Below are 26434 nucleotides of genomic sequence, written 5' to 3'. Positions count from 1 at the left end.
ACCGTATTTATGCTGAATTTCAGCAAACCTCCAGTATCTAGGTTGAAATTGCGAAGCTTTGGGAGGGCTCCTTCGGGAGCAATGGAAGCATGAACCGTATGAAGGATAAAGTCGTCATTGTCAGCGGAGGAGCGCGTGGCGTCGGTGCGGCGGATGTGAGGCGGCTGAGCGAAGAGGGCGCGGCAGTCGCTATCGCCGACGTTCTCGAAGAGGAGGGCACAGCGTTAGCTCATGAACTTCAGGCCCAGCATGCGGATGTCCGGTACTTTTCCCTGGATGTCACGAACGAAGATGCCTGGCGCCAACTTGTTGCCGATGTGCTGGACTGGAAGGGGAGGATCACGACCCTTGTCAACAATGCCGGTATCGTCAACCGTACGGGCATCACCGGAACCAGCCTTGAGAATTGGCAGCGCGTGATGAGCGTCAACCTGAATGGCGCCTTTCTCGGAATGAAGACGGTCTGCCCAGCCATACGCGATGCCGGTGGCGGTGCGGTCGTTAATATGGCTTCGGTTGCTGCACACGTCGGGCATAACGATCCGGCCTATGCGGCTTCCAAAGCGGGCCTTCTCGGGCTGACGCGGACTGCGGCAGCGGAATATGTCGAATGGAATATCCGCGTTAACGCAATCTGCCCAGGCATTATCGTCACCGGCCTGAATGCTGGCGGCAGTCATCTTGAGCCTTGGCGGAGTGCTACCCCGCTCGGTCGGTTCGGGACAATGGAGGAGGCGGCAAATCTCGTGCTTTTTCTTGCAAGCGACGAGGCCGGCTACATCACAGGTGAGGATATCGCCATGGACGGCGGCTTTCTCGCTGCAGGTTCCGCACGGCGAATTTCGCTTGAGGCCGGTATTGATCTTACGGCGGGCGTTCAGACATGACATTGATTGCAGCAACAGACAGTCGTTCAACGTCTCAGGCGGATGCCGACATCATCGTCGTCGGCGGAGGCGGCTCCGGTCTGACGACCGCTATATTTGCGAAGAAGGCAGACGCCAGCGTCATTCTGCTGGAAAAGCATACGGAAGTACGCGGAAGCACTGGACTTTCAATAGGCTCAGTTACCGCCACCGGTACCAGGCTGCAGAAGAAGGCCGGCATCGTAGATGATCCGCAGGCGCATTTCGAGGACATGCCGAAGTTCGCCCCTGAACTGGCCAAGGATGACAACGAAGCCCTCCGGCGCATCTTGGTCGAGAACGTGAGCGAAAGCGTCGCATGGCTCGAGAGCCTTGGAGTGACTTTCTACGGCCCAATGCCGGAGCCGCCGCATCGCCAGCCGCGCATGCACAACATCCTGCCGAACTCCCGCGCCTATATCTATTTTCTAGAACGCGAAGCGCGACGCGTCGGCGTGACGATCCGAGTTAATTCGGAGGTCAAGGATCTGCTGGTCGAAGACGGGCGGGTGGTCGGCGTGCAATTGCGCAGTGGCATCTTGCGCGCAAGGAAGGCGGTCGTTCTAGCTTCAGGCGACTATTCGTCGAGCCCTGAATGGAAGGAGCGTTTCAATCCTCCGGTGCGCGACATCGATGGCGTCAACACGACGAACACCGGCGACGGACAGCGGATGGGCGAAGCACTGGGGGCGAAGATCAAATATGGCCACGTCGTCTATGGGCCAAATCTGCGCTTCATGCCGCCGCCGAAGCCGAACTTACTCCAGAAGTTGCCGCCCTGGCCATGGTTCACACGGCTGATGCGCTGGTCGCTGAACACGATGCCCTCGTGGATCCTGCGTCCCTTCATCCTGTCCTTCGTGACCACCTATCTGTCGCCGGAGCCCACGATGTTCCGGGAGGGGGCGATCCTGGTCAATCGGGACGGCGAGCGTTTTGCCGACGAACTTGCCAAGCCGAACTTCGCATTCGGTCAGCAGCCGCAAAAACAGGCCTTCATCGTTTTCGATGACGAGGTAGCGAAGAAGTTCAATGCCTGGCCCTATTTCATCTCGACTGCGCCGGGCGTCGCCTATGCCTATCTGTCGGACTACAAGCGGACGCGCCCCGATCTTTATTCCAGCGCGCCGACGCTCGGTGAACTGGCCCGAAAGATCGGCGTGCCAAGCGGTACGCTGGAAGCCGAAGTGGCAAAGCATGCTGCGGAAGCCGGCATCGAAGGTCGCCCGCGGGTCTCGAAAGGCCCCTTCCACGCCCTCGGCCCCGTCAAGAGCTGGATCATCCTCACCGATGGCGGCCTCACGGTGAACACCAACCACCAGGTCATCCGGGGCGACGGCACCGTCGTGCCCGGCCTGTATGCTGTCGGCTCGGCCGGGCAGGGTGGCCTTCTGCTGGAGGGGCATGGCCATCATCTGGCGTGGGCCTTCACTTCGGGACGGCTTGCGGCGCGCCACGCTGCCTCCGCCTGAGCTCATCGAACCATTTTGAACGTAGTCGCAGAGGTTGAAGATGTCCGATCCTAAACAGCCACCGTCCTATCCGGCCATTCGGCTTCTTGCCGAAAAGGGTGATCTCCTGGCCATCGTCATCGCGCTGGCGCCGCTCTGCTTCGGCATTTGGGCTATCGCGGCTGGCTATGGCTGGCTCTGGATGGTTGTCGCGCTCTTGGCCGCGGCCGTGCTCTGGCTGATCCTGCGGAGCTACGTAGAGGTGCTCCGCGTCCTGTCCGACACGCTGATGCCGCGCTGAGGTCCATCATGAAGGAAACAGCTCGCTCCCAAGATGTTCTAATCGTCGGCGGCGGCCTCGCCGGGATGAGCTCCGCCATCCGTGCAGCCGAACTCGGTCTGAGCGTGCGCGTCATCGAGCAGGGGACTGGCGAGCATTACCTCTGCAACAGCCGCTACACGGGCGGACTCTTTCACATCGGTATGGAGGACATGCGTTCCGAACCGGCCGAACTCATTGCCCGGCTCAAGCGAGTGACAGGTGGCGAGACGCGGGTTTCATTGGCTACAATGTTAGCCCGCAATGCCGCTCGGGCGATCGCGTGGCTGCGCACACAGGGCGTCGGCCTCATCCGTGTCGGCCCGGATGGGCTGAGGCAGAACTCACTGGCGCCGCCCGGTGTCCGCAATACCGGCCTGAACTGGCACTGGCGCGCGGGCGACGTGATGCTCCGCACCCTCAACAAGCGGCTGGCGGAACTCGGCGGTCGTTTCGATCAAGGCGTGATTGCTCGCAAGATCGTCGCCAAGAATGGCCGAGTCAGCGGCCTTTTGGTTTCCCGCAACGGACGAGAAGAACGCCTCGACGCGCCGGTCGTGATCCTGTGCGACGGCGGTTTTCAGGCAAAACGTGAGCTGATCGGACGGTATATCTCTCCCGCGCCGGACCGCCTCCTGATGCGCAACGCCGAAACCGGACGCGGCAATGGGCTCGAGATGGCCGAAGCCGTGGGCGCAAAGCTTATCGGCATGGAGAGCTTCTACGGACATATCCAGTACCGTGAGGCGATGACGGACGGACGCTTCTGGCCTTATCCCGTCATGGACTCGCTCTGCGTTTCCGGCCTGCTCGTCGACCGCGCCGGAAATCGCTTCTGCGACGAGAGCATCGGCGGCGTTCACGCCGCGAACTGCATGGCGCGGCTCGATGATCCGCTTGGGTGCCACGTGATCTTCGACGAAGCCATCTGGCAGGGGCCCGGCCGCGACTGGCTGTTGCCTGCGAACCCTTATCTGGAGCGGGCAGGAGGACGACTCATCTCCGAGAACAGCCTCGATCAGCTGGCATTCCGCATCGGCCTCGATCCCAAAGCCCTTGCACGATCGGTGGCGGCCTGGAATGCGGCGATCGACGGGCAGGGAGCATTCGAACCGGACAGGAGCAATGCGGCATATAAGGCGCACCCGATACGGACTAGCCCGTTCCACGCGGTGCCGCTCTGTGCCGGGGTAACCTACACGATGGGAGGCATCCTGACCGATGCGGCGGCTCAGGTGCTGGACGCCGAAGAGCGTCCGATCCCAGGCCTGCTCGCAGCCGGCGCATGCACCGGTGGGCTCGAAGGCTTCAGCCGTGACGGCTACTCGGGCGGGCTGTCCAAGTCCGCAACATTCGGAATGATCGCCGGCGAGACCGCTGCCACGCTGGCGCGCGCCGCTCTGCGGGAGGCAGTATGACCCTGAACGAATCGTCCAAAAATCTGACGTCAGCCGAGCCTGTACGGACGGTCGATCTGCTCGTGATAGGCGCTGGCCCAGCCGGCATGGCCGCCGCCATCTTCGCGAAGCTGAGAGGACTGGATGTCGTCATTATCGAAAAGTCTGAAATGATCGGTGGAACGGCCTCTACGTCCGCCGGCACACTATGGATACCGGAAAATAGCCAAGGTAAACAGATCGGCGACAAGGACAGCATCACGCAGGCAGCCGCCTACCTAGACAGCCTGATTGCCGCGCATACGCACCGCACTGACCGGCAGCGCGACGTCTATTTCAGCACCGGCGTCGAGGCGATCGATGTGCTTCAGTCCATGACTGAGGTGAAATTTCTTCCGTGCGGCGAGCACCCTGATTACCACGCCAAGGCCGGCGCGGCCGTGCGTGGCCGTGCGATCGTTCCGGCTCCGTTCGACGCTCGGATGCTCGGCCGGGATTTCGAACGTGTGCGACCGCCGATCGACGAGTTCATGATCTTCGGTGGCATGATGGTCGGCAAGATGGATATCCCCCGGCTGCTGGGCCGCTTCCAGTCGCTGGGCAACTTCATTTATTCCGCCAGACTGTTTTTACGTTACCTGACGGATCGGTTGCGCTTTTCACGCGGCACGCGGCTTGTGATGGGCAATGCTCTGGTGGCGCGGATGTATCATTCGCTGCTGAAGCTCGGCGTGCGTCCCGAATTCGGAACGTGCCTCGGCGAACTTCTCGTCGAAAATGGTCGGGTGACTGGAGCGACCGTCGCGGGACCGTCGGGGACCGCCAGGATTTCCGCACGCAAGGGCGTCATCCTCGCGACCGGCGGCTTTGCGCATAATGCGGGCTATCGTGAACGGCTGATGCCGCAGCCGACGCCGAAATTCTCGCTGGCGAGCACCGCCAATCAGGGCGAGGGCATAGCGGCGGCGGAGGCGCTCGGAGCGCGGATCAGCGAAACCGAAAACGGCAGCGGCGGCTTCTGGACCCCTGTGTCCGTGACCCGCCGCAAGGATGGGACGCAGGGCCTCTTCCCGCATTTGTCTCTGGACCGGGCCAAGCCCGGCCTGATTGCCGTCAACCGCGCGGGGCGGCGCTTCTGCAACGAGGCGGATTCCTATCACGATTTCGTAGAAGCCATGTACCGTTCGAACGATCCCGACAGCGCGATTCCGACCTGGCTGATCTGCGACGGGACCTTCATCCGCAAGTACGGTCTCGGGCACATCTATCCCGGCACGACTGACCTCGCCCCCTTCCTCACCAGCGGCTACCTCGTCCACGGGGAGACCCCGGAGGCGCTGGCAAAGAAACTGGGGATTGACGCCGCCGGATTGGAGGCAACGCTTTCCCGCTACAACGAGCAGGCGGCGCGCGGCGTGGACGAGGATTTCCACAAAGGCCACTCCGCGCTCAACCGCTTCAACGGCGATCCCCAGGTCAAGCCCAATCCCTGCCTGGCACCGGTCGGCACCAAGAATGTCTATGCCATGGCGGTCTGGCCGGCGGAAATCGCCTGCAGCGCCGGCATATCGACCGATGAAGACGCGCGTGTCGTCGATGGCGACGAGAACCCCATCCCGGGGCTTTACGCCTGCGGAAACGACATGGCGTCCGTGATGGGGGATTCCTATCCCGGGCCCGGAACGACGCTTGGACCCGCTGTGGTTTTTGCTTATCGCGCCGTCAATGCGGCCGCGAGGGAGCGGTACGACTAGCAGACCGCGGCATTGAGACATGCCGCGGTACGAGGAATGATGGTCCTGGCCGCCGATGTCGGCAAGGGCGCAATGTCGGAGGAGCGACAGATGCATAACAACAAGAACACCGTGCGGTGCGCGGTGGCTTGTCGAAAGGGAGGGCGGTAATCATGCTGATCCAGATTTTGAACGGTCTGGTCTATGCAGGCCTTCTCTACATCGTTTCCGTCGGTTTGGTCCTGATCTTCGGGCTGCGACGCGTGGTCAACTTCGCCCATGGCGGCTTCTACATGGTCGGCGCCTATGCCGGCTATACCGCCGCCATGGTCTTCGGCTTCTGGGGAGGATTGATCGTCGCAGTTCTCGTTCTTGGTTTGATTGGCATCCTTCTCGATTATGTCGTCTTCAGGCCGTTGCAGAACGCCGACCACATGGTGACCGTCCTCGTGACCTTCGGCATCCTGCTCGTTTTCGAGGATGTGGTCCAAATGATCTGGGGCGCCGATACGCTGTCTGTCCTGGCGCCCTATCCCTTCGACGGCACAGTGCAGCTTGGCGACATATTGTTTCCGGTCTATCGTCTCCTGGTAATTGCCGTTGCGATCGCCGTTGCGCTGGGCCTGACCCTATGGCTCCGCTTCAGCCGCGCCGGTCTGTACGTTCGCGCTTCCAGCGTCGACGCGCTAACCACCGGCATGCAGGGCGTTGACACGGAGAAGCTCAGCCTTTCCGTCGTCGGCCTTGGTACAGCCCTTGCCGGCCTGTCCGGCGTCATAGCCTCACCGCTTCTTGCACTGTCGCCGTCGATGGGGAGCTCGATTCTCATCGAAAGCTTCATCGTCGTGGTCACGGGGGGTCTCGGATCGTTCGCCGGCGCCTTTATCGCCGCACTGTTGATCGGGCAGGTGCACAATCTCGGCATCGTCTACGTGCCGAACGTCGCGTCGATGCTTCCGCTTCTGCTGATGGTTGTGGTGCTGATCCTGAAGCCGACAGGGTTTGCGAGGTCCTACTCATGAGCAATTTATCCATGGCGGCTGCCGCTCCCAAAGTTAGAACCTCTACTACGCCACCCGTACTCGTCGTCGTCGGCATCGCCGTTGCGCTCGTCGGCTTCGTCCTGCCGTGGCTCGGACTGCCGCGAAATATATTGTCGCTTCTGACGTCGGCTTCGATGACCGCCATCCTGGCAACGGGTGTCGGTTTCTTGGTCCGGCAGGCAGGCTTCAGCAGCTTCGGCCACGCCGCTTTCTACGGCGGCGCGGCTTATCTGCTGGTGCTGATGAGCGTCTATACAGGCCTTTCAGGCGAAGCGGTTGTGCTGCTTGCGCCGGTGATCGCCACGCTGGCGGCCTTTGCCCTGTCCTTCATCCTCCTGCGGACACAGGGGGTCGCCTTCTCGATGCTGAGCCTCGCAATCGCCCAGGCTCTGTTCGAACTGATGATGCGCTGGCGCGACCTCGCCAACGGCGAAGACGGCTTGCGCATGCGTCTTCCGCGCGAGATCTTCGGCTTGAAGCTCAGCTTCTTCCAGAAGGCCGACACCATGTTCCTGGTGAGCTGGTCCGCCCTGATCATCATCATCGTCGGGCTGGTGCTGCTCAGCCGTTCGCATTTCGGAACCTTGACGCTTGCTATCAAGAACAACGAGGAGCGCGCGCGCTTCATCGGTTTCCGGACGCTGATGCCGCGTGCTGCGATCATCGCGCTTTCGGGCCTCATTGCCTCCATCGGCGGCACCCTGTTTGCGCTCTACAACGGTTATATTACACCCGGCCTCCTACACTGGAGTCTGTCTGGTGAGGCGCTGATCATCGCCATCATCGGCGGCACGCGGTCGGTCTGGGGACCCGCCCTCGGAGCCTTCCTGTTCGTGATCCTGCGTGACTTCGCGGGCAACTACACGACCCACTGGCAATCCATCGTCGGTTTGGTGCTAATCGCTGTCGTCATTCTACTGCCTTCCGGCGCAAGTGGCGCCGTCTCCTCGCTCGTCAACCGTATTCGTGGAGGACGCGATGTCTGACACCTACATGCTAGAGGCCACCGGCCTGACTCGGCGCTATGGCGGTTTCGCCGCACTCAATAACGTCAGCTTTAAGCTGAGACAGGGTGAAATTCGCGGCCTGATCGGCTCGAACGGCGCCGGAAAATCGACTTGCATGGACGTGCTCACCGGAAGGGGCCGCAATCAGCAGGGCACTGTCTGCCTGAACGGCCAGGACATTTCGCGACTGTCGGAGCGCGAACGCCGTGCGGTTGGACTCTCGCGATCCTTCCAGAAGACCAACATCTTCCCCGAGCTGGGAATCCGTCAGCAGGTCCAACTCGCGGCACGAAAAGCGGAATTCGACAATACGGAAGAAGTTCTAGCCGAACTATCGCTAACGGCGATTGCCGACAGAACCGCATCGGACGTCTCCTATGGAGACCAGCGCCGCGTGGACCTGGCACTCGCCTTGGTCGGCAAGCCGAAACTACTGTTGCTTGATGAACCCGCAGCAGGCCTGACAATCGAGGAGTCGCTCGCCATGGCGCGGCACCTGCGCAATCTGGCCGAGCGTTGGAAGCTCACCATCCTCCTCGTAGAACACGACATGGAAGTGATTTTCGCGATCTGCGATCGGCTGACGGTCCTGCATCTGGGCGAAGTGTTGACGGAAGGCCTGCCTGACGAGGTGCGCGCCAATCCTGAAGTCATTCGTGCGTATTTGGGGAGCACTTTCGCATGAGCCTGCTCGAACTGCAAAACGTTCACGCGGCCTATGGGTCGGCACGAGTCCTGCACGGCGTTTCGCTGAAGGTGGAAAAAGGCGAACGAGTCGCCTTGATCGGTCGAAACGGCGTTGGCAAGACGACCGTGGTCAACACCTGCATCGGCGCTGCGCGGCTGACGTCGGGCAAGGTTTCGTTCATGACGCGCGTCCAAAAGCCCATTCGTGCCTTCCGGGCCGCCCGCAGCGGTATTTCGATCGTACCGCAAGGCCGCCGCATCGTGCCCGGCCTGACAGTTCGCGAAAACCTGCTTCTCGGCTCAGCGCCCGATCGCAAGGGGCCTTGGAACCTGGAAGCCGTTTTCGCCATGTACCCGATCCTGCGCGAGCGCGCTGACGGGCTGGGAACTGCCATGAGCGGTGGACAGCAGCAGATGTTGGCCATCGGTCGGGCGCTTATGGCCAATCCCGACCTTCTGATCCTCGACGAGCCTAGCGAAGGTCTGGCGCCCGTGGTTGTTGACGAACTCGGTGCGTCTCTCGTCCGTCTGGCGGAACAAGGCACCGCGATCCTATTGATCGAGCAGAATTTTGGCCTGATTCGCTCCGTCGGTGATCGATACTACGTCATGGCCAAGGGATCCGTTGTCGAGGACGGGCGGCTCTCGGCGTTGACGGCTGAGGAGCTGAAGAGACACGTTTCTGTGTAACCCGGCCGGAGCCGGAAAGTGGAGGAGAGAATTATGAGAACTACCAAACTATATGCCGGAGTGGCCGCTGCAGCGTTCCTGATTGCCGCCGGGGCTTCATCCGCAGCCGACGCTACGATCAAAATCGGCGTCGCGACGGCCTTGACGGGCGCCTACGGCGATCTTGGGCAACAGGTCAAGAGGGCGGTAGATTTTGCGGTCGAAGAAGTGAATGCGAAGGGAGGCATCGACGGAAGGAAGGTCGAGACGCAGTATCAGGACACCCAAGCGAAGGCCGATATCGCTCGGCAACAGGCCGAGAAGCTGGTCAATGACGGTTTTACTATTTTGACGGGCTCCATCGCTTCGGGCGAGGCGCTCGGCATTGCGCCGATGTTGGAGCGCTGGGATGCCGTCATGATGGGCACCGTTCCGAAGGCGGATGCTCTGACCGGCGCCGAGTGCAGTCCGCGTTTCTTCCGGGCCAATATCCCCGACTATGCCGATGCCGCGACGGTCGGTACTTGGCTCAAGGAGCAGAGCGAGAAGAAATGGGCCATCATGGGCTCGGATACCGCCTGGGGCAGAAATTCCGGCGCAAGCTTCACCAAGACCGCGAGCGGTCTTACCCGCGATATCGTCGCAGAAGGCTATGCGGGTCTCGGAACGAATGACTTCGCTCCCTACATCCAGAAGATCCTCGATTCGGGAGCGGAAGGCGTTTGGGTCGCGCTGGCCGGTCGCGATGCGATCAACTTCGCGCAACAGGCAAAGCAGTTCGGCCTAATCGACAAACTCAAGGTCGCGGGCGTCAGCTTCGTCACCGACAATACAGTGAAGACGCTGGGTGACGTCTCTAAGGGCATCTACGGCATCATTAACTACTCGTCGACTCTGGACACTCCTGCAAACAAGGCCTTTGTTGACGCTTGGGCCAAGAAATATCCAGGTACTTTGCCGGCGAACTTCGAAGGCGAGACCTATCTCGGAATGCAGGTCCTGTTCGCGGGCATCGACAAGGCCGACAGCACTTCCCCGGAAGACATAGCGGAAGCACTCGAAGGCATCGAAACCGACACCATCATCGGCAAGATTTCGGTGCGGCAGGCCGACCACCAGTTCGTCCGCGGTAACTTCTTCGGGCGCATCGAGGATCAGGATGGCACGCTGCGTCCGGTGGTGGCGACGTCGGTTGCCGCCGACGTCGCAATGCCTGCCGCAGACGACGCCTGCAAGCTCTAACGAGCCAAGGTCGCCCGCGTTCATCGGGCGGCCGCTTTCACAAAGGTAGATCATGATAAAGTTCGACTTCAAGAACCGCACCGCCGTCGTCACGGGTGGTGCCCGTGGCATTGGCCGGGGAGTCGCGGACCGCCTTCTCGCCTCCGGCGCCCGCGTTGTGATATGGGATCTGCTGAGCCCGGAGCCGTCGCAGGGGCTATTCGCGTCTGCTCCAGGCGATTTCGCGTACGTAAAGGTCGATGTGACGTCCGAATCTGCGGTGGCCGCTGCAGCCGAGCAGGCTCTCGAGGTGACCAGTTCCGTAGACATCCTGATCAACGCGGCAGGCGTGACTGGGCCGACCAAACCGATGGAGGAGTTTACCCTTCAGGAGTGGAAGCGCATCATCGATATTAACCTGGACAGTATCTTCCTTAGCAGCCGTGCGGTTATTCCCGCAATGAAGGCTAGGAACTATGGGCGAATTGTTTCGATCGCATCCGTCGCCGGCAAGCAAGGAAACCCGTATATGGCCGCTTATTCGGCATCGAAAGGTGCCGTGCTGTCCCTCACGAAAGCGCTTGCGCTGGAGTTGGCGGGTACCGGCGTTCTTGTTAATTGCATCACGCCGGGATTGGTGCAAACGGATCTTCTGAAGGAGATGAGCGAGGAGGCCATTGCCCTTTCCGCCTCTAAAATTCCCCTCAATCGGCTGGGGAAAATTGAGGAAGTGGCGGCGCAGATCCTCTGGATCGCGTCCGAGGAGTGCAGCTTCGTGACTGGCGCTGCATTCGACGCGTCGGGAGGGCGGTCCAGCTACTAGTGTGACGTCCCAGAGATTATGACTCGTTGAGCAAAGGTATTGGATAAGACTTTGCCATCTTTTTGCGGGCTTGGTCTGTCGAGAACATCCATCGGATTTGAGCGCCACTTTCGGTTCGACGCCGCTCCCAGGCGTCAACCTCGGATTTGAGCAAGTCGCGGTTGTCGATACGGCGGTCAAGACACTGTCGGCGCATGACGCCGATCTCGATCTCGGCCATATTGAGCCAGCTCGCGTGGCGGGGCGTGTAGTGGAATTCCAGACGTCGCAAGATCCGACGCGCCTCGGCGGCCGGGAAGGTCTGATAGACAGCGGAGGCCGTGTGGGTTGATAGGTTATCCATCACGACACGGACCCGGTTGGCGCCGGGATAATCGAGGTCGACCAGGTCGCGCATGCAGACGACGAAGTCCTCGTTGGCGCGCCGATCAGTGACCTTGACCTTGCGCCATGACCTATTGGCGTCGACCATAACGAAGAGGTTGGCCGTGCCATTGCGCTTGTATTCGGAGTCGTAGCGGTATCGCTTCCCCGGTTTCTGCACGATAGGCACGCGCACCTCGCCGATGAGCTGGATCGGACTTTCATCGAAGCAGACGACTGGCCGCTTAGGATCACTCGGCTCGGCGTAAAGATCGAGGAGATCCTCCATCCGGGCGATATATTCGCCATCGATTTTGGCGATGCACCACATCTTCTTCTGCCAGGGCTTCAGGTCGTTGTCGTCCAGTCTGCGGCGGATAGTTTCGCGTGAGACACTCTGATGTTCGACCACTTCCAGCAGCGCGTTGGCCAAAAGCTTCAAGGTCCACCGGGCGCAGCCCTTGGGTGGATCCGAGCAAGCCAGGGCGACCAGTTGCACCTCGTCCTTGCCGCTCAGCTTTCGAGCCGCCCCGGGCCGCGGCTCTTCACTGAGGGCGGCCTCCAGGCTGATCTCCACAAAGCGCTTCCTGGTGCGATAGATGGTGGAGCCGCTGGTCTGCACCGAGGCTTCGATGGCCTCATCGCTGACGCCGGCGTCAGCCGCCAGCAGTATCTGCATTCGCTTGAGCCGTCGGACTGGTTGCTTGCCACCACTCACCAAAGCGCCAAGCTCGTCGCGTTCGATCTGGCTAAGATCGACTCGATATCGTACGTTCATCACAATATCCCTCATCGTCGAGGGACCTTGGATGAATCCGAAATGAATCAATTGCTTGACCAAAAGAAGCCGGGCGGACCAACCCCCTTCACCGCAAAGCAGGGCCAGTATCTTGCCTTCATATGGGCCTATTCACAGATCAATGGCCGTGCCCCAGCCGAGGCAGACTTCCAGCGATACTTCAAAGTCACCCCACCCTCGGTCCACCAGATGCTAAAGACACTTGAGAAAATCGGATTGATCCAAAAGCAACCAGGTGTCGCGCGCAGCATCCAACTGCTCGTCCCCCCGCAAGACCTGCCAATTCTGGGCATAGAACAACCCGTCATAATCTCTGAGACGTCACACTAGAGCAGATCCTGTTCAATCCGGGTCATATCCAGCAGCCCTGAAGTAGTTTGCGCATTCTGTCGGCGTGAAGCGGGGCATCAATGCGCCGACCGCGTCCCACAAAGCATCGATCTTTCTCTCTGCCCGAGCCCGCAACATGGCCTTCAACTTTGAGAAGGCGTTTTCAATTGCTTTGCCATAGTGACTCTCCATGTGAGGTTCTTGTTGAGGCCTGAGACAGGCTGACAAGCCAGATCTGTTGTGTTCCGACTTTCGTGAGACGCCCTTTTAATTTTCCGCGTCTAACCCCAATGCCGTTTATTTAATGGCTGATTAAGGATTCATTAACCATGATCTCGCCTCCTGCCGCGTGCTATGGCGCAGGAGGCGAATCACATGGCACGCACCGTTGCAATTCTTCCCGAAGGCAGCCGGGTCAGCGATTACATTAGCCTCGGCGTGATCGCCAAGACCTTTCCTGTGGCGAGGATCCGGGCCATCCTGACGGCGGCCGGCAAGGGCAGCATCCGCGAGCGCGACCTGCCGGCTCATGTGGTGGTCTATTACGTCATCGCCCTGGCGCTTTACATGACGTCGTCCTACCGCGAGGTGCTGCGCTGCCTTCTGGAAGGGCTGCAATGGCTGCGCGATCCGTCGGTCGCGGTCAAGGTCGCCGGCAAGTCCGCCATTTCGCAGGCCCGTGCCCGGCTGGGCTTTGAAGTCATGCGGCAGTTGCATGATGAGATCGTCGCGCCGATTGCCACAGCCGCCACGCGCGGCGCCTGGTACAAGGGGCGGCGTTTGGTGAGCCTCGACGGCAGCACGCTCGACGTCGCCGACGAAGCGGCCAACGTTGCCGCGTTTGGCTATCCCGGCGCCAGTCGCGGCGCGAGCGCTTATCCGCAAATCCGCTTTGTCAGCCTGGTCGAGAACGGCACGCAGGTGTTGTTCGCCAACCAGATGGCCGGTTGCGCGACCAGCGAGGTCACGCTCGCCAAGGCCGTCCTGGCGTGCCTTGAGCCGGACATGTTGTGCCTGGCCGACCGGTCCTTCTTCGGCTTTGAGCTGTGGAGCCTGGCGCGCGACAGCGGCGCCAACTTGTTGTGGCGGGTGCGCAAAAATATGCGCCTGAGCCCTGACAAGCGCCTGCCGGACGGTTCCTGTCTGAGCCGCATCTATCGGTGCGAACGCGATTGGCGCCATAAGACCAACGGCGTTCAAGTCCGCGTCATCGACTATCGCCTCGACGGCGTTACCGGGGCGGAGCCGATCTACCGGCTGGTGACCAGCCTTCTCGATCATGAGGAGGCGCCGGCCAAGGAGTTGGCCGCACTCTATCACGAACGCTGGGCAATCGAGACCAGCTTCGATGAACTCAAGACCCATCTGCGCGGCGCCAGGATCGTGCTGCGCAGCCGCACGCCCGATCTGGTACGCCAAGAGTTTTACGGCCTCATCATGGCCCACTTCGCCATTCGCGGCTTGATGCATGAAGCCGCCCTGTCAGCCGATGAGGACCCCGATCGGCTTTCCTTCATCCACACCGTTCGCGTCATCCGCCGCAAACTCACCGTGTTTGCCGCCATTCCCCCCTCGACAACGCCGCGCCTTTCATGACGCCGTGCTCGCCGAAATCCTGCAAGAGCGTGTGCCGCTCCGATCGCATCGCCGCAATAAGCGCGGCGTCAAACGCAAGATGAGCAACTTTCCCCTGCGACGACGAACCGATCCACCACTGCCGCCAATCGATATCAAACAAGCCATCAAAATCATTAACTGTATGCCTGCGGCGAAGGCCGTCTGTCTTGACTTGGTGATTAGCTCTAAGTCCATGGCTTATGTCATGCACTACAGTGATTTCCCCCATTGAGCTTTTGTCTGTCGACGATTTTGGTCGCCGACGGGATTGGTCGGATGAAGAAAAGGTTCGGATCGTCGAGGAGAGCCTGCAAGGGTTTCGGCAGGGCTCGGTGACGGCGCGGCGTTATGGATTGTCGCGGTCACTGTTGACCCGTTGGCGTCGGGAATACCGAAGCGGGCTTCTGAACGTTTCCGCGTCAACGGGCTTCGTGCCGCTTGCGATTTCGCCACCGCCGGCGGCATCTTTCGCGATGGCCTCACCGCCGCTGCCTGAAGACGACAGGACGATCGAGATCGGCCTGCCGAACGGCCGACGGCTGACGATCCCGGCCTCGCTGGATCCGACCATCCTTGCCCGGCTGTTGCCGGTCCTGGATGCGTCATGATCGCCTTTCCGGCTGGGGTGAAGGTATGGATCGCGGGTGGTGTGACGGACATGCGCTGCGGCATGAACAGCCTGGCGCTGAAGGTGCAACAGGGTCTTGGCCGCGATCCTCATGGCGGCGAAGTCTTCTGCTTCCGGGGTCGCAAGGGTGATCTGATCAAGGTTCTGTGGCACGACGGGATCGGCATGTCGCTTTACCTGAAGCGGCTTGAAGCCGGAAAGTTCATCTGGCCGGTCAGTCAAAATGGCTCCGCCGTGCCAGTGTCGGCGGCGCAACTCGGCTATCTTCTGGAAGGGATCGACTGGCGCAATCCACGCTGGACGCAGCGACCTGCAACGGCAGGATAGTCGCATCGTTCCACTGTTTTTGTTGGGCTTTCTGTGGTTCCATGGTAGCTTTCGGCCATGGATGATGCTGCGTCGGAGATAGCCAGATTGCGCGCCGCGCTTGCGGCATCGGAAGCGCGTGCCACGTCTGCTGAGGCCGATCTCGCGCAGGTGCGCGCCGTCGTGACGACGTCGGAGGCGGTGATCCGGCACCTCAAGCTCGAGATCGCAAAGCTGCGCCGCGAGCAGTACGGCCAGAGCTCGGAACGGCGCGCCCGGCTGATCGACCAGATGGAACTGCAGCTTGAGGAACTCGAGGCCGATGCCACCGAAGACGAGATCGCGGCGGAACGCGTGGCGGAGAGGATCACAAGTGTCTCCGCCTTCGAACGCCGTCGGCCCGCCCGCAAGCCGTTTCCCGAGCACCTGCCGCGCCAACGGCTGATCATTGAAGCTCCTTCGACCTGCACCTGCTGTGGCTCGGCCCGGATCGTGAAGATGGGCGAAGACGTCACCGAGACGCTGGAGGTGATTCCGCGCCAGTGGAAGGTGATCCAGACGGTGCGCGAGAAGTTCACCTGCCGGGACTGCGAGAAGATCAGCCAGCCACCGGCTCCCTTCCATCCGACCCCGCGTGGGTGGGCAGGACCGAACCTGCTGGCGACGATCCTGTTTGAGAAGTTCGGCCAGCATCAGCCATTGAACCGACAGGCCGAGCGCTACGCCAGGGAAGGCGTCGCTCTCAGCCTGTCCACGCTGGCCGACCAGGTTGGTGCCTGCGCGACGGCACTGCAGCCGATCCATGATCTGATCCGTGCTCATGTGCTGGCCGCCGAGCGGCTGCATGGCGACGATACGACCGTGCCGCTCCTGGCCAGGGGCGCAACGAAGCAGGCAAGGTTATGGACCTACGTTCGCGATGATCGTCCCTTCGCGGGCGGCGCGCCTCCTGCAGCACTCTTCCACTTCTCTCCGGATCGGGAAAAGACCCATCCCAACACGCATCTTGCCGGATGGCACGGCATACTGCAGGCGGATGCCTATGGCGGCTACAACGATCTCTATCGTGCGGATCGCCGCCCCGAACCGGTCAAGAGCGCGCTCTGCTGGAGCCATGCGCGGCGCAAGTTCTTCGAACTGGCCGATATCGCCGGCAACGTGCGCAAGGGCAAACCTGCCCACGAGATATCGCCTGTCGCGCTCGAGGCTGTAGCCCGCATCGACGCGCTCTTCGATATCGAGCGGGGCATAAACGGGAAGTCCGTCGAGGAGAGACTGGTAGCGAGGCGGCAGCATGCGCGTCCGCTCGCCGAGGAACTGCACGACTGGCTTATGGCCCAGCGTTCCCAGATGTCGAAGCACAATCCAGTCGCCAAAGCGATCAACTACATGTTCGAGAAGGACGGACGCTGGGAAGCCTTCACGCGGTTCCTCGACGATGGCAGGCTTTGCATCACGAACAATGCGGCCGAGCGCGCCCTGCGCGGGATAGCTCTCGGAAGAAAGGCGTGGCTATTCGCCGGCTCCCAGCGCGGCGGCGAGCGTGCTGCCTTCATGTATTCCCTGATCGTCACGGCTAAGATGAACGATATCGATCCGCAGGCCTGGTTGGCGGATATCCTCGCCCGCATGCCCAACATTCCCGTATCACGACTGCCGGAACTGCTGCCTTGGAACTGGTCCGCCGCTGGCAGCGGCCGACAGATGGCCGCCTGATGGGCCGCCCGACGCATGTCTACACGATCGGCTACGTCGCTGTGCTGATCGGCGAAAACCTCGAACTCATCCAGGAAATCGCCAGCAACTCCGACAATATCGACTATGGCGAGATGATCCATGCCCATGACGGCAGCGAAGAGGGCATCACGACATTCACCGACCGGGGCGTCGAGAGCCTGAAAGAGTTCCTCGCCGACATCCGCACCTGGGAGGGAGGCGTTCGCCAGTTCCTTGCCGACGAGCAATGCGACCAGGAAAAGATCGAGCGCATCATGGCAGACCAGCCAAAATCATAAGCGGTGCGGTCTAAGCCGGATGGATACTTTTGGAGAAACGGTTTGGAGGATTGTTGCGAGCGCGTCATGGATGGCGTTGCGGCTTCTGGCCTGCGCCTCGCGTAGCCGGTGTTTGATCTTGGCGAAGAGCTTTTCGATCGGATTGAGATCGGGGGAGTATTGCGGCAGGAAGAACAGCCGCGCGCCGGCCTTGCGGATGGCGGTGCGGATCGCCGCGGCCTTGTGCGAGCCGAGATTGTCCATCACGACGATGTCGCCGGGCGTGAGCTCCGGCACCAGCACCTTTTCGACATAGACGAGGAAGCTCGTCGCGTTGATCGGCCGGTCGATGACCCAGGGCGCGCTGACGCGATCAACGCGCAGGGCGGCAATGAACGTCATGGTGTTCCAGTGGCCGAAGGGAGCCTGGCCGAACAGCCGTTCGCCGCGCGGCGCCCAGCCTCGCAGCGGCGCCATGTTCGTCTTCGTCCAGGGGTGAGTAGGCCGGAGGGATTTCACCAGCCGGCCTCTCGCAGAACGGTGCGTGAACCTCTCGATTCACACCGCTCCCATCAGGTAAACGTGTTCGTTCCGAACACCTTCCAATGTACGAACAGTCCCGGATTTTCCCGCGCCAGTTTTCGCAAGAAGAGACTGGCTCGTGTCTTATGGGACTGAAAGCGTTTGAACTTTCGCCTGATCCAGGCTCTGAGCTTCATGTTAACGTAATCAGCCAGAGTGGACAGGGCCGAACGGCTGAACCGGCCATAATAGGCAATCCATCCCCGAAGGAGTGGATTGAGTTGTTTGGCAATTTCGGTCAGCGTCCCCGGCGTCTGCCGCGGGATGTTCAAACTTTTGATCTTTGCCCGCATCGATTTAAGCGCCGTCGGACTAACCGCAGGCGTGTAGCCACAGAAGAACTCGTCCCGCTGTGTATTCGCCACCCGTCGAGGCCGGAACTGATATCCGAGAAAGTCGAATGCGACATTCGGATACGTTCCTCGGCGCCGTTGATCCTTGCAGTAAACGATCTTGGTCTTTGTCGGATGCATCTGCAATCCGCACGCTGCCAAGCGAGAACTCAACTCCACCTTGAGGGCTTCGGCTTGCTGCTCGCTCTGGCAGTGAACAAGACCATCGTCGGCATATCGACACCATGGTAGGTCGGGATGCATTCGCGTCATCCACAAATCAAATGCATAGTGCATGAAGAGATTTGCGAGGCAGGGGCTGACGACACCGCCTTGCGGGGTGCCGCACGTTCGCGCCAAAACCTCACCATTCTTCTCCATCGGCGCTGCGAGCCATCTTCCGATGTAGAGCAGAGCCCACTTGCATGTGACGTGCTTCCTGACCGCCTTCAGCAAGAGATCGTGTGGAAGATTGTCGAACAGTCCTTTGATGTCGAATTCCAAAACCCAATCATACTTCCAACATCGCTGGCGCGTCACGCCGACGGCATCCAAGGCCGACTTCCCCGGCCTGTACCCGTATGAGTCTGGAAGAAAGAGGGAGTCCAAATCCGGCTCAATCATCTGTTTGACCACCATCTGCGCGATCCGATCGCTGACCGTGGGCACACCCAAAACCCTCTCGCCTCCAGCCTTCTTTGGAATGGAGACGGCACGCACCGGTGGCGGAAAGTAGGCTCCGGACGACATCCGATTCCAGATCTTGTAGAGATTCCTTGCAAGGTCTTTCTCGAACATTTCCAAAGTCTCGCCGTCCACCCCGGCTGCGCCATGGTTGGCTTTGACCGCTTTATAAGCTTCGTACACCTGCCGTTTCTCAATTCGAAACGGCTTGTCTGCCGTACTTTCCGAAGTCATCCTGTTTCCAGTTGTTTCAAACAATACGACCACCTGATCCGACCCCTTTGCTCCGACCCCATTACAGGGTCCTCGACGCTCTTACGGGTCGGTCCGCCCCAGTCTCCCGCATCGGTACTCTCGCCTTGCGGTTTGCGCCGCTTGAGCTTCTCCCTTGGCATCAGGAGCCTGGTTCCTGCAGTTCCGCGTGAACGCCTATGTCCAAATCACGCCCCCTCTACGCCGGTCGCCGCCCGCCCGGTCATCAGGCTTCTGGCGGACTTGTCCCAGGATGACGAAACGGTCCTGGTTTCGACAACACTTACGTTCATAACGACGCGTCTTCGGAGGGTTCACTTTCGTTCGTCTTTTGAACATGCACCTGCTCGGATCTCGTCCGAACGTTTCATCCGACGCTCACCACCACGGCTCTTTACCGCAGCAGCTCGGACTGGTTTGAGACCTGCTCCTGAAAGCCGATCCCGGAGGGCCGTCCCCCATCATTCACGCAGCTTTACGCTACGGTCTCAGTTCATGTCGAACTCCTTCCGCTGCTCTGCAGCACACTCTCGTCGATGAAGACGAGGCGGGCCGGATCGATGCGATGGCGATGCTTCAGCCAGCGGCTGCGTCGGGCGGCGACATCGGGCCGGTCGCGCTCGCTGGCGACCAACGTCTTTTTTTATAACTCAGCCCTTCCTCATGCACGCAGATCCAGACGGAGCGGTAGTCGACCTTCAGGCCCCGCTCCGCCAATTCCGCGACCAGCCCGCGCAAGGTGAATGCCTGCGCGCGGCAGCGCTCGATTAGCCAGGCCCGATGCTCACCGGCGATCGCTCGCGGCTTGTGCCCGCCCATCTGGCCGGCGGCGGCGCTGCCCGTCTCACGGAAGCGCCGTACCCAATCGATCGCCGTGCTGATGCCGATGCCGAAGCGCTTCGCCGCCGCCCGACAGGACAGCCCATCGCGCGTCACTGCACCAACAACACGGTCCCTAAGGTCATCCGAAAAGGGTCTCGCCATCCTGGCCGGCCTCCTGCACCGGCCTGAATGGTGAATCTGATTTGCTCACAAAAGGGAATCCCCATGCCGATTCCGCCTAAATTCATCCCGCTCTAGTGGGAAGAGGTTTCCTTACCTACGCAGTCTTAGAGCCGGCAACACTGACCGGTTCAGGCTATTGAGTGTCTGAAGAACCGTTTGTGGGCATCGATGATCCACGAAAACACTCGATCGTCTTTCTAACCGCTTCAGAACCTTTCTGGACGAGATCAAACCTCTGACCATGGAGCAACCATTCCCAACACATGCCGTTGACCAGCCATTTGAAGGTCCAGGCAGCACATTGCGGTGTCCATCCCGGAGACAACGAGCCGGTGCTGGCGGCGCGATCCAGCACCTCGATGAGCGTCTCCATCTGCTTTGCATAGTTTTCGGCCATGGCATTGGCTACGGGCTCCAACTCGCCCGTAAAATTCGTGCGGGCAAGGATCGTCAACATTCTTTGCCTGGGAACATCGGTGGACACGAGCCGCAACCAGTCTTCGGTGGCTGACTGCAGGGCAGACAGCGGGTCGCGGTCCCTTGCATCCGCCTGCAGCAGTTCAAACATTGTGATGTCCGACAGCCTGACGGAGTCATAAAGCTCGAGAAACAAGTCCGTCTTGCTCTTGAAGTGCCAGTAGATCGCGCCGCGCGTGAGGTTGGCTGCCGACGCGATCTCGTCCAGCGTTGTTGCAGTTACCCCTTTTTCAAAAAACATTTGCTCGGCAGCTGCCATTAACGATGCGCGGGTCTCGGCTGCTTCCGCCTTGGTTCTGCGCATGTCTCCTCCTCAACTCGATCACTCCGCTGCCTGGGCGGGTTGCTGTGACGCTGGTACATCATTTTCCCGCCTTCTATCAAAAAGCTTCATGATAAACACGAAAAATACAGGGACGAAGAAGATCGCAAGCAGGGTAGCGGAGATCATGCCGCCAAGGACACCTGTGCCTATCGCGTTCTGGCTTGCCGCGCTGGCTCCGGTTGCGATCGCCATCGGGACGACGCCAAGCGTGAAGGCAAGCGACGTCATCAGGATCGGGCGGAAGCGAAGATGCGCCGCTTCCACGGTCGCTTCGTAAGTCGATTTGCCTTCGGCCCTGAGATCTTTGGCGAATTCGATGATGAGAATGGCGTTTTTCGCAGACAGACCGATGATGGTGATCAGGCCGACGAGGAAATAGACGTCGTTCGGCATATCTCTCAGCATGACGGCCGCGACAGAGCCGATGACGCCGAGCGGCACGACCAGCATAACCGAGATCGGGATCGACCAGCTTTCGTAGAGCGCTGCAAGCAGCAGGAACACGAACAGGATGCTGAGACCAATCAGGGCAGGGGCCTGGGCGCCGGACTGAATTTCCTGTAGGGACTGACCAGTCCATTCGTAACCGAACCCGGTGGGCAGATGGCCTGCCAGCCGTTCCATTTCCGCGATGGCGTCGCCCGTGGAATACCCGGGACCGGCTTGCCCGGCGACGCGGACGGCCGGATAGCCGTTATAACCGACAACCTGTGACGGCCCGCGCACCCACTCGACACTCGCAAACGATGAGATCGGCACCATTCCGCCGCTGGCGTTGCGCACGTTGAGCTTCAAGAGGTCCTCTGCCTGCATGCGCGCGTTACCGTCCGCCTGGACCGTCACGCGCTGCATCCTGCCGGCATTTGGAAAGTCGTTCACGTAGGACGAGCCGAGATTAGCGGTAATCGTGGCATTGATATCGCTGAACGTGACGCCGAACGTATTGGCTTTCTCCCGGTCAATCAGCAGATTCAATTGAGCAGAATCCGGCATGCCCTCAACACGCAGGCCTGCAAGTACGGGACTCTTTCGGGCCTCCGCCATCAATTGGGCCGCAGCCGCACCGAGAGCCGTCTGTCCAGCGCCGGATCGATCCTGCAGGCGAAAGGTGAAGCCACTGGAGTTTCCAAGCCCCTGGATCGGTGGAGGGGACAACGCAAATGCGATCGCGTCGCGCAGGCCGAAAAGCTTCTGGTTGACCCTTGCGGATAGGGCGACCGCAGAATCCTCGGGCCCACGTTCGTCCCAGTCCTTAAGTGTGATGAAGGCCAGGCCTGCATTCTGTCCGGTTCCCGAGAAGGAATAACCGGAAATGGCAATGATCCGGTCGACCGCTTTTTCCGACAACGCGACCTGCTCGAGCTGCTCAATAACCTCGAGCGTGCGGTCGGTGCTTGCCTCTGCAGGCGCCTGGACGTCTACGATCAGGAAGCCTTGGTCTTCATTCGGAAGGAAGGAGCCGGGAAGCTGCAGATAAGCCCAGCCGAGACCGACGACCAGAGCGAGATAGACTACCATGAAACGGCCAGCCCGCTTGATGATCCTGCTGACGAGCGAGGAATAGCCGTGCGAGGCTTTGTCGAAGCCACGGTTGAACAGCCCGAAGAAACCTTTCTTCTCATGGTGACCATGCGGGATCGGTTTCAGAAAAGTGGCGCAAAGAGCTGGCGTCAGCGACAGGGCGAGGAACCCGGAGAACAGGATCGACACCACCATCGTCAGGCTGAACTGCTGATAGATGATACCAACGGCGCCGGGGAAAAAGGCCATGGGTACGAAGACGGCGGTCAACACTAGCGTGATACCGATGATCGCACCGGTGATCTGGTTCATCGCCCTACGGGTCGCTTCTTTTGGAGGCAACTTCTCCGCCATCATGATGCGCTCGACATTTTCGACGACCACGATCGCGTCGTCCACGAGAATGCCGATCGCCAGCACCATGGCGAACATCGTCAGCACGTTGATCGAGAAGCCAGCGACGAGCATGACGCCGACTGTTCCCAGCAGCGCCACGGGAACGACTACCGTCGGGATGATGGTGTAGCGGATGTTCTGGAGGAACAGGAACATCACCGCGAAAACCAGGATCATCGCCTCAACGAGTGTGTGAATAACCTTTTCGATGGATATCTCGACAAAAGGACTGGTGTCGTAGGGAATTTCGTATTCAAGGCCCACGGGGAAATAATGTTTCAGGTCCTCCATGACCGCGTGGACGCCCTCTGATGTGGCCAGCGCATTACCCGTCGGCGACAACTGAATGCCGATCGCCGCACTCGGCTTCCCGTTGAGCCGACTTGAGAAGTTGTAGGTCTCGGCCCCGACCTCGAGGCGAGCCACGTCGCGCAGGCGGACCGAGGAGCCATCGGGATTGGCGCGTAGGACAATCGCCCCGAATTCCTCCGGCGTGCGCAACTGGCCCTGGACATTAATGGTCGCGGAAATTTGCTGGCCGATTGGATTGGGCGTCGCGCCGATGCGTCCTGCCGCGACCTGCGCATTTTGCGCCCCAATGGCGCTGATGACATCGGCTGAGGTCAGTCTGAGCCCGACCATCTTGTCCGGGTCGAGCCACACGCGCATCGAGCGTTGGGACGCGAAAAGTTGCGCGCTGCCCACACCGGGCACGCGACGGATTTCACCGAGTACGTTGCGGCTGAGATAGTCGCCCAGGCCGATTGCATCTGTATTGCCGTCGGTCGAAGTAAGCGCCACCATCATCAAAAACGCAGTGCCAGCTTGTTCCACGCGCATGCCTTGCGCGGTAACAGCCTGAGGCAGACGAGGCTCGACGCGGGCGATACGGTTTTGCACCTCGACCTGAGCCTCGCCGATATTCGTGCCGGGCGCGAACGTCACATTGATCGCGATACGACCTGACGATTCCGACGTCGACTCGAAGTAGATAAGGCCCGGCACGCCGTTCAGTTCTTCTTCGATCGGTCGCGTCACGCTCTGATACACATCTTCCGGCGAGGCTCCGGGATAGTTCGTCGAAATAGCGATCTGCGGAGGAGCGACATTGGGATACTGCGCGATCGGCAGGCTGGGCAATGCCAAGAGCCCGCCGATGACGATGAAGAGGGCCACGACCCAGGCAAAAATCGGCCGGCCGATAAAGAATTGTGCCATAACAAGCGATCCTTACTGGTTGGCAGCCTTGGCTTCGGGGGAGGGTTTGTTGTCCGGCTCTGCCATGTCGGATTGCTCGCGCGGTATGGCTGGTGCCGCTGCGTTCGCAACCTGAGGCGGAACCCAAGGTTCAGGCGCCACCTTCGCGCCGGGTGCTGTTTTTTGGAACCCTTCAGCCAGCACGCGATCACCAGTTTTGAGCCCCTGGGTAATGACCCAGCGATCGTTGACCGAACGGCCGACGTTCACACGCCTCTGTTCGACCGTATTCTCGGCATTGACGATGAGCACGCTCGCCTGACCGCCCGCATCGCGCTGGACAGCCTGCTGTGGCACGGCGATTGCCGCGCTCGCGATTCCCTGCTGGATCTGAACCCGAACATACATGCCAGGCAGCAGGTCTCCGTTCGGGTTGGGGAACTCTCCCCGCAATGTCACCTGACCGGTGGTTTCGTCAACCGCGGCTTCGGAGAAGAGCAGCCGACCCGGCACGTCGTAAGGTGTGCCGTCGTCGAGGATAAGCTTGACTTCAGCCTCGTTCGGTCCGGTCATCAGTTGGCCGTCTTGTAGGGCTTTGCGAAGCCGGATCAGATCGGCGGCGGGCTGTGTGAAGTCCGCATAGATCGGGTCGAGCTGCTGGATTGTCGCGAGGTTCTCCGAGCTGTTGGTACTGACCAGTGCCCCTTCCGTAATCAAGGCACGACCGATACGGCCGCTGATCGGCGCGGTTACCTGCGAGTACTGCAGACTGAGACGCGCACTAGCCAAACCGGCTTCCGCTATGGCGACTTCGGCATCGGCTTGCGCAAGCTGGGCGATGGCGTTGTCGTATTCCTGCTGGGAAGCAACATTGTTGCGGCGGAGCTGCTGCTGCCGGTCTGCCGTTTGGCGTGCCTGAAGCTGGGCCGCTTGAGCGCGCTTGAGTGTCGCCTCGGCGCTGTCGACCTGGACCTGAAACGGCGCCTGGTCGATGCGATAAAGGACATCGCCCTCTTTGACCAGCGAGCCTTGCTCAAAGACACGTTCCACCACGATGCCCGACACCCGCGGTCTTACCTCGGCAAGCCGGGTGGGCGCAATGCGTCCGGGCAATTCGTTGGTGATCGGAAGGGTTTCTGCTGCGACGGTCACCACCCCCACTTCGGCCGCCGGCCGAAGTGGGGCAGCCGCCTGTTCTTCCTTCTGGCAGGCAGAAAGCAAGGCGGCTCCCAGCAGGATAACGGTTGCACGCAGGGCAGTGGTCCGCATCTTGAACTCCATATTTTATCTTACGGCCTATTTACATACATTTTCGTAGGTATATAAATCGGATGTGTTAATCAAGCAGATTGTTGCATTGCGAAAAGAAAATCGAGAGGAAGTCGGTTTGGAAATAAGGGAAGTTCAACGGTCGGCCCCTAAGGGTTATTTTGCGCTCGCGTTGGCCCCGGTGGCTCACACAAGCCGCTCGTCAACTACGCATTGCGAACTGTAGAAGACACGGATGTGCACGTCCCCACGCCGCAACAGCGGACATCCGCCGAGACGCGCATCACCGCTGATGCGCGTCTCGGATTTTTTAATGTTCATCCGCGCCGCCGCGTCCCGAAAGCGTCGTAAGATCAGCGATCGCTTTCAAGGCCCATATGACGGTGGGCGACTGTTCGTGGTCGGCATTATTCTTGTCGATATGGCCACTGTCGCTTTTGCCAACTCCTTTTTCGGTCGACTGGCTTTCCAATATTGGCCCGGCATGGCTTCGGTATTTGGCGGTCTTCTGCTGGCGATCATCATCATCAGACTGGGGCGCCCGAAACTCTATTTCGATTGGATAATCGTCGGTATTCTGCATCTCTGGCTCGGTCTGATCCTCACAAACGATCCCTTGCTTGCCTCAACGTGGTCGCTCGCCTCGTTCTACGTCATCCTCGCGGCTTCGGCGGCGCTCACGACCTGGATCGGTGTAACGATTGGCATCTTGGGGGACGGCGGCACCTGGCTAGTGGCGGGTGGTCTCGCAAGTTTCGTCTGCGCGGTGGTCGGGGGGATCATCAACGGCTGGACTGACTTCAGTATCGAACCAGACGTGATACTTGGCACGAACCTACTTTTGCTAGGGCTTGCCATCGGTGGGCTCGGATTGTCCCTTCGTAAAACGCTGAAATAATGTTGAGCAATATGGTCTAGAGATCGCCGCCGCCACCATGCAGATCAAGGATGTTCTGGCTGTTGCTGGTTGACTAAGCACTCATGGCGAGGTGGAACTCGAGTGGCGAACAGGCGTCATCTGGCGAACCTATTAAGCGTCGGCGAGCCGGAAGACGCGAACAGGAAAGCGGAACATCAGCCCGTAAGCTACAATGTTAGTTCC

23 protein-coding genes and 3 pseudogenes are annotated in these 26434 nt (G+C 60.3%); 18 read left to right on the top strand and 8 right to left on the bottom strand.

Features of this window, described 5'->3' with window-relative positions:
• The first annotated feature begins 89 nt into the window (after positions 1-89).
• The 11 genes from QEO92_RS32335 to QEO92_RS32285 all read left to right on the top strand — a co-directional run bounded on the left by QEO92_RS32335 (position 90) and on the right by QEO92_RS32285 (position 11255).
• Positions 90-887 carry an SDR family NAD(P)-dependent oxidoreductase gene (locus QEO92_RS32335; protein ID WP_210058962.1) on the top strand — a complete coding sequence of 266 codons (798 nt, stop codon included), beginning with the start codon at positions 90-92 and terminating at the stop codon, positions 885-887.
• Positions 884-2377 carry an FAD-dependent oxidoreductase gene (locus QEO92_RS32330; RefSeq protein ID WP_210058961.1) on the top strand — a complete coding sequence of 498 codons (1494 nt, stop codon included), beginning with the start codon at positions 884-886 and terminating at the stop codon, positions 2375-2377. Before QEO92_RS32335 ends, QEO92_RS32330 begins: the two co-directional genes overlap by 4 nt.
• 40 nt (positions 2378-2417) lie before the next feature.
• Positions 2418-2657: a hypothetical protein gene (locus QEO92_RS32325; protein ID WP_210058960.1), complete on the top strand. Its 240-nt coding sequence runs from the start codon at positions 2418-2420 to the stop codon at positions 2655-2657.
• Between the two features lie 8 nt (positions 2658-2665).
• Entirely contained in the window at positions 2666-4093 is a 1428-nt protein-coding gene (locus tag QEO92_RS32320; protein ID WP_210058959.1) for an FAD-dependent oxidoreductase, read from the top strand.
• Entirely contained in the window at positions 4090-5826 is a 1737-nt protein-coding gene (locus tag QEO92_RS32315) for an FAD-dependent oxidoreductase (RefSeq protein WP_210058958.1), read from the top strand. The genes QEO92_RS32320 and QEO92_RS32315 overlap by 4 nt, the downstream gene beginning before the upstream one ends.
• Before the next feature lie 152 nt (positions 5827-5978).
• The gene (locus QEO92_RS32310) at positions 5979-6827 is read left to right on the top strand and encodes a branched-chain amino acid ABC transporter permease (protein ID WP_210058956.1); all 849 of its coding nucleotides are present in this window, start codon (positions 5979-5981) and stop codon (positions 6825-6827) included.
• Positions 6824-7834, top strand: a complete 1011-nt coding sequence (locus QEO92_RS32305) for a branched-chain amino acid ABC transporter permease (RefSeq protein ID WP_210058948.1) — start codon at positions 6824-6826, stop codon at positions 7832-7834. The genes QEO92_RS32310 and QEO92_RS32305 overlap by 4 nt, the downstream gene beginning before the upstream one ends.
• Entirely contained in the window at positions 7827-8540 is a 714-nt protein-coding gene (locus QEO92_RS32300; protein ID WP_210058946.1) for an ABC transporter ATP-binding protein, read from the top strand. Before QEO92_RS32305 ends, QEO92_RS32300 begins: the two co-directional genes overlap by 8 nt.
• Positions 8537-9232 (top strand): ABC transporter ATP-binding protein, encoded by a 696-nt coding sequence (locus tag QEO92_RS32295; RefSeq protein ID WP_210058944.1) that lies wholly within the window; start codon positions 8537-8539, stop codon positions 9230-9232. The genes QEO92_RS32300 and QEO92_RS32295 overlap by 4 nt, the downstream gene beginning before the upstream one ends.
• Before the next feature lie 33 nt (positions 9233-9265).
• Positions 9266-10453: an ABC transporter substrate-binding protein gene (locus tag QEO92_RS32290; protein WP_210058942.1), complete on the top strand. Its 1188-nt coding sequence runs from the start codon at positions 9266-9268 to the stop codon at positions 10451-10453.
• 52 nt (positions 10454-10505) lie between these two features.
• Complete coding sequence (locus tag QEO92_RS32285; RefSeq protein WP_210058941.1) at positions 10506-11255, top strand: SDR family NAD(P)-dependent oxidoreductase; 750 nt, start codon at positions 10506-10508, stop codon at positions 11253-11255.
• Between the two features lie 16 nt (positions 11256-11271).
• Here the strand turns inward: QEO92_RS32285 and QEO92_RS32280 are convergent, their stop codons facing one another.
• Entirely contained in the window at positions 11272-12396 is a 1125-nt protein-coding gene (locus QEO92_RS32280; protein WP_227705969.1) for an IS630 family transposase, read from the bottom strand.
• 42 nt (positions 12397-12438) lie between these two features.
• Here QEO92_RS32280 and QEO92_RS32275 point away from each other — a divergent pair, with 42 nt between their 5' ends.
• Positions 12439-12747 carry a LexA family protein gene (locus QEO92_RS32275; RefSeq protein WP_037155434.1) on the top strand — a complete coding sequence of 103 codons (309 nt, stop codon included), beginning with the start codon at positions 12439-12441 and terminating at the stop codon, positions 12745-12747.
• Positions 12748-12759: 12 nt separating this feature from the next.
• Here QEO92_RS32275 and QEO92_RS32270 read toward each other — a convergent pair.
• Positions 12760-12918 (bottom strand): annotated as a pseudogene (locus QEO92_RS32270) (IS630 family transposase); the annotation flags it as partial.
• A 204-nt stretch (positions 12919-13122) separates the two neighbouring features.
• Here QEO92_RS32270 and QEO92_RS32265 point away from each other — a divergent pair.
• The 5 genes from QEO92_RS32265 (at position 13123) to QEO92_RS32245 (ending at position 17313) form a co-directional block, all read left to right on the top strand.
• Positions 13123-14343 carry an IS4 family transposase gene (locus QEO92_RS32265; RefSeq protein ID WP_227705923.1) on the top strand — a complete coding sequence of 407 codons (1221 nt, stop codon included), beginning with the start codon at positions 13123-13125 and terminating at the stop codon, positions 14341-14343.
• Between the two features lie 236 nt (positions 14344-14579).
• Entirely contained in the window at positions 14580-14972 is a 393-nt protein-coding gene (gene tnpA, locus QEO92_RS33305; RefSeq protein ID WP_407722201.1) for an IS66-like element accessory protein TnpA, read from the top strand.
• Entirely contained in the window at positions 14969-15319 is a 351-nt protein-coding gene (gene tnpB / locus QEO92_RS32255) for an IS66 family insertion sequence element accessory protein TnpB (RefSeq protein ID WP_011654616.1), read from the top strand. Before tnpA ends, tnpB begins: the two co-directional genes overlap by 4 nt.
• A gap of 57 nt (positions 15320-15376) precedes the next feature.
• Positions 15377-17014 carry an IS66 family transposase gene (tnpC, locus tag QEO92_RS32250; protein WP_210059116.1) on the top strand — a complete coding sequence of 546 codons (1638 nt, stop codon included), beginning with the start codon at positions 15377-15379 and terminating at the stop codon, positions 17012-17014.
• The gene (locus tag QEO92_RS32245) at positions 17014-17313 is read left to right on the top strand and encodes a hypothetical protein (protein WP_227705922.1); all 300 of its coding nucleotides are present in this window, start codon (positions 17014-17016) and stop codon (positions 17311-17313) included. Before tnpC ends, QEO92_RS32245 begins: the two co-directional genes overlap by 1 nt.
• Here QEO92_RS32245 and QEO92_RS32240 read toward each other — a convergent pair.
• The 6 genes and pseudogenes from QEO92_RS32240 to QEO92_RS32215 form a co-directional block, all read right to left on the bottom strand.
• Positions 17308-17784 (bottom strand): annotated as a pseudogene (locus tag QEO92_RS32240) (IS630 family transposase); the annotation flags it as partial. The gene QEO92_RS32245 and the pseudogene QEO92_RS32240 overlap by 6 nt on opposite strands.
• 80 nt (positions 17785-17864) lie before the next feature.
• The gene (gene ltrA, locus QEO92_RS32235; RefSeq protein ID WP_210059127.1) at positions 17865-19124 is read right to left on the bottom strand and encodes a group II intron reverse transcriptase/maturase; all 1260 of its coding nucleotides are present in this window, start codon (positions 19122-19124) and stop codon (positions 17865-17867) included.
• A 544-nt stretch (positions 19125-19668) separates the two neighbouring features.
• A pseudogene (locus QEO92_RS32230) lies at positions 19669-20126 on the bottom strand (helix-turn-helix domain-containing protein); the annotation flags it as partial.
• Positions 20127-20280: 154 nt separating this feature from the next.
• Positions 20281-20928, bottom strand: a complete 648-nt coding sequence (locus QEO92_RS32225) for a TetR family transcriptional regulator (RefSeq protein ID WP_210058810.1) — start codon at positions 20926-20928, stop codon at positions 20281-20283.
• Between the two features lie 18 nt (positions 20929-20946).
• Positions 20947-24084, bottom strand: coding sequence for an efflux RND transporter permease subunit (locus tag QEO92_RS32220; RefSeq protein ID WP_210058808.1), 3138 nt, complete (start codon positions 24082-24084; stop codon positions 20947-20949).
• A gap of 12 nt (positions 24085-24096) precedes the next feature.
• Entirely contained in the window at positions 24097-25344 is a 1248-nt protein-coding gene (locus QEO92_RS32215) for an efflux RND transporter periplasmic adaptor subunit (RefSeq protein WP_210058806.1), read from the bottom strand.
• Positions 25345-25645: 301 nt separating this feature from the next.
• Between QEO92_RS32215 and QEO92_RS32210 the strand changes: the two genes are divergently transcribed.
• Positions 25646-26230 carry a hypothetical protein gene (locus QEO92_RS32210; RefSeq protein ID WP_210058803.1) on the top strand — a complete coding sequence of 195 codons (585 nt, stop codon included), beginning with the start codon at positions 25646-25648 and terminating at the stop codon, positions 26228-26230.
• The last annotated feature ends 204 nt before the right edge of the window (positions 26231-26434 follow it).

Origin of the sequence: Neorhizobium petrolearium, assembly GCF_029854435.1 — a bacterium.
In the GTDB taxonomy this organism is placed as follows: Bacteria; Pseudomonadota; Alphaproteobacteria; order Rhizobiales; family Rhizobiaceae; genus Neorhizobium; species Neorhizobium petrolearium.
Note: the sequence above shows the minus strand (reverse complement) of the source record. Positions and strands in the feature narration are given on the sequence as shown.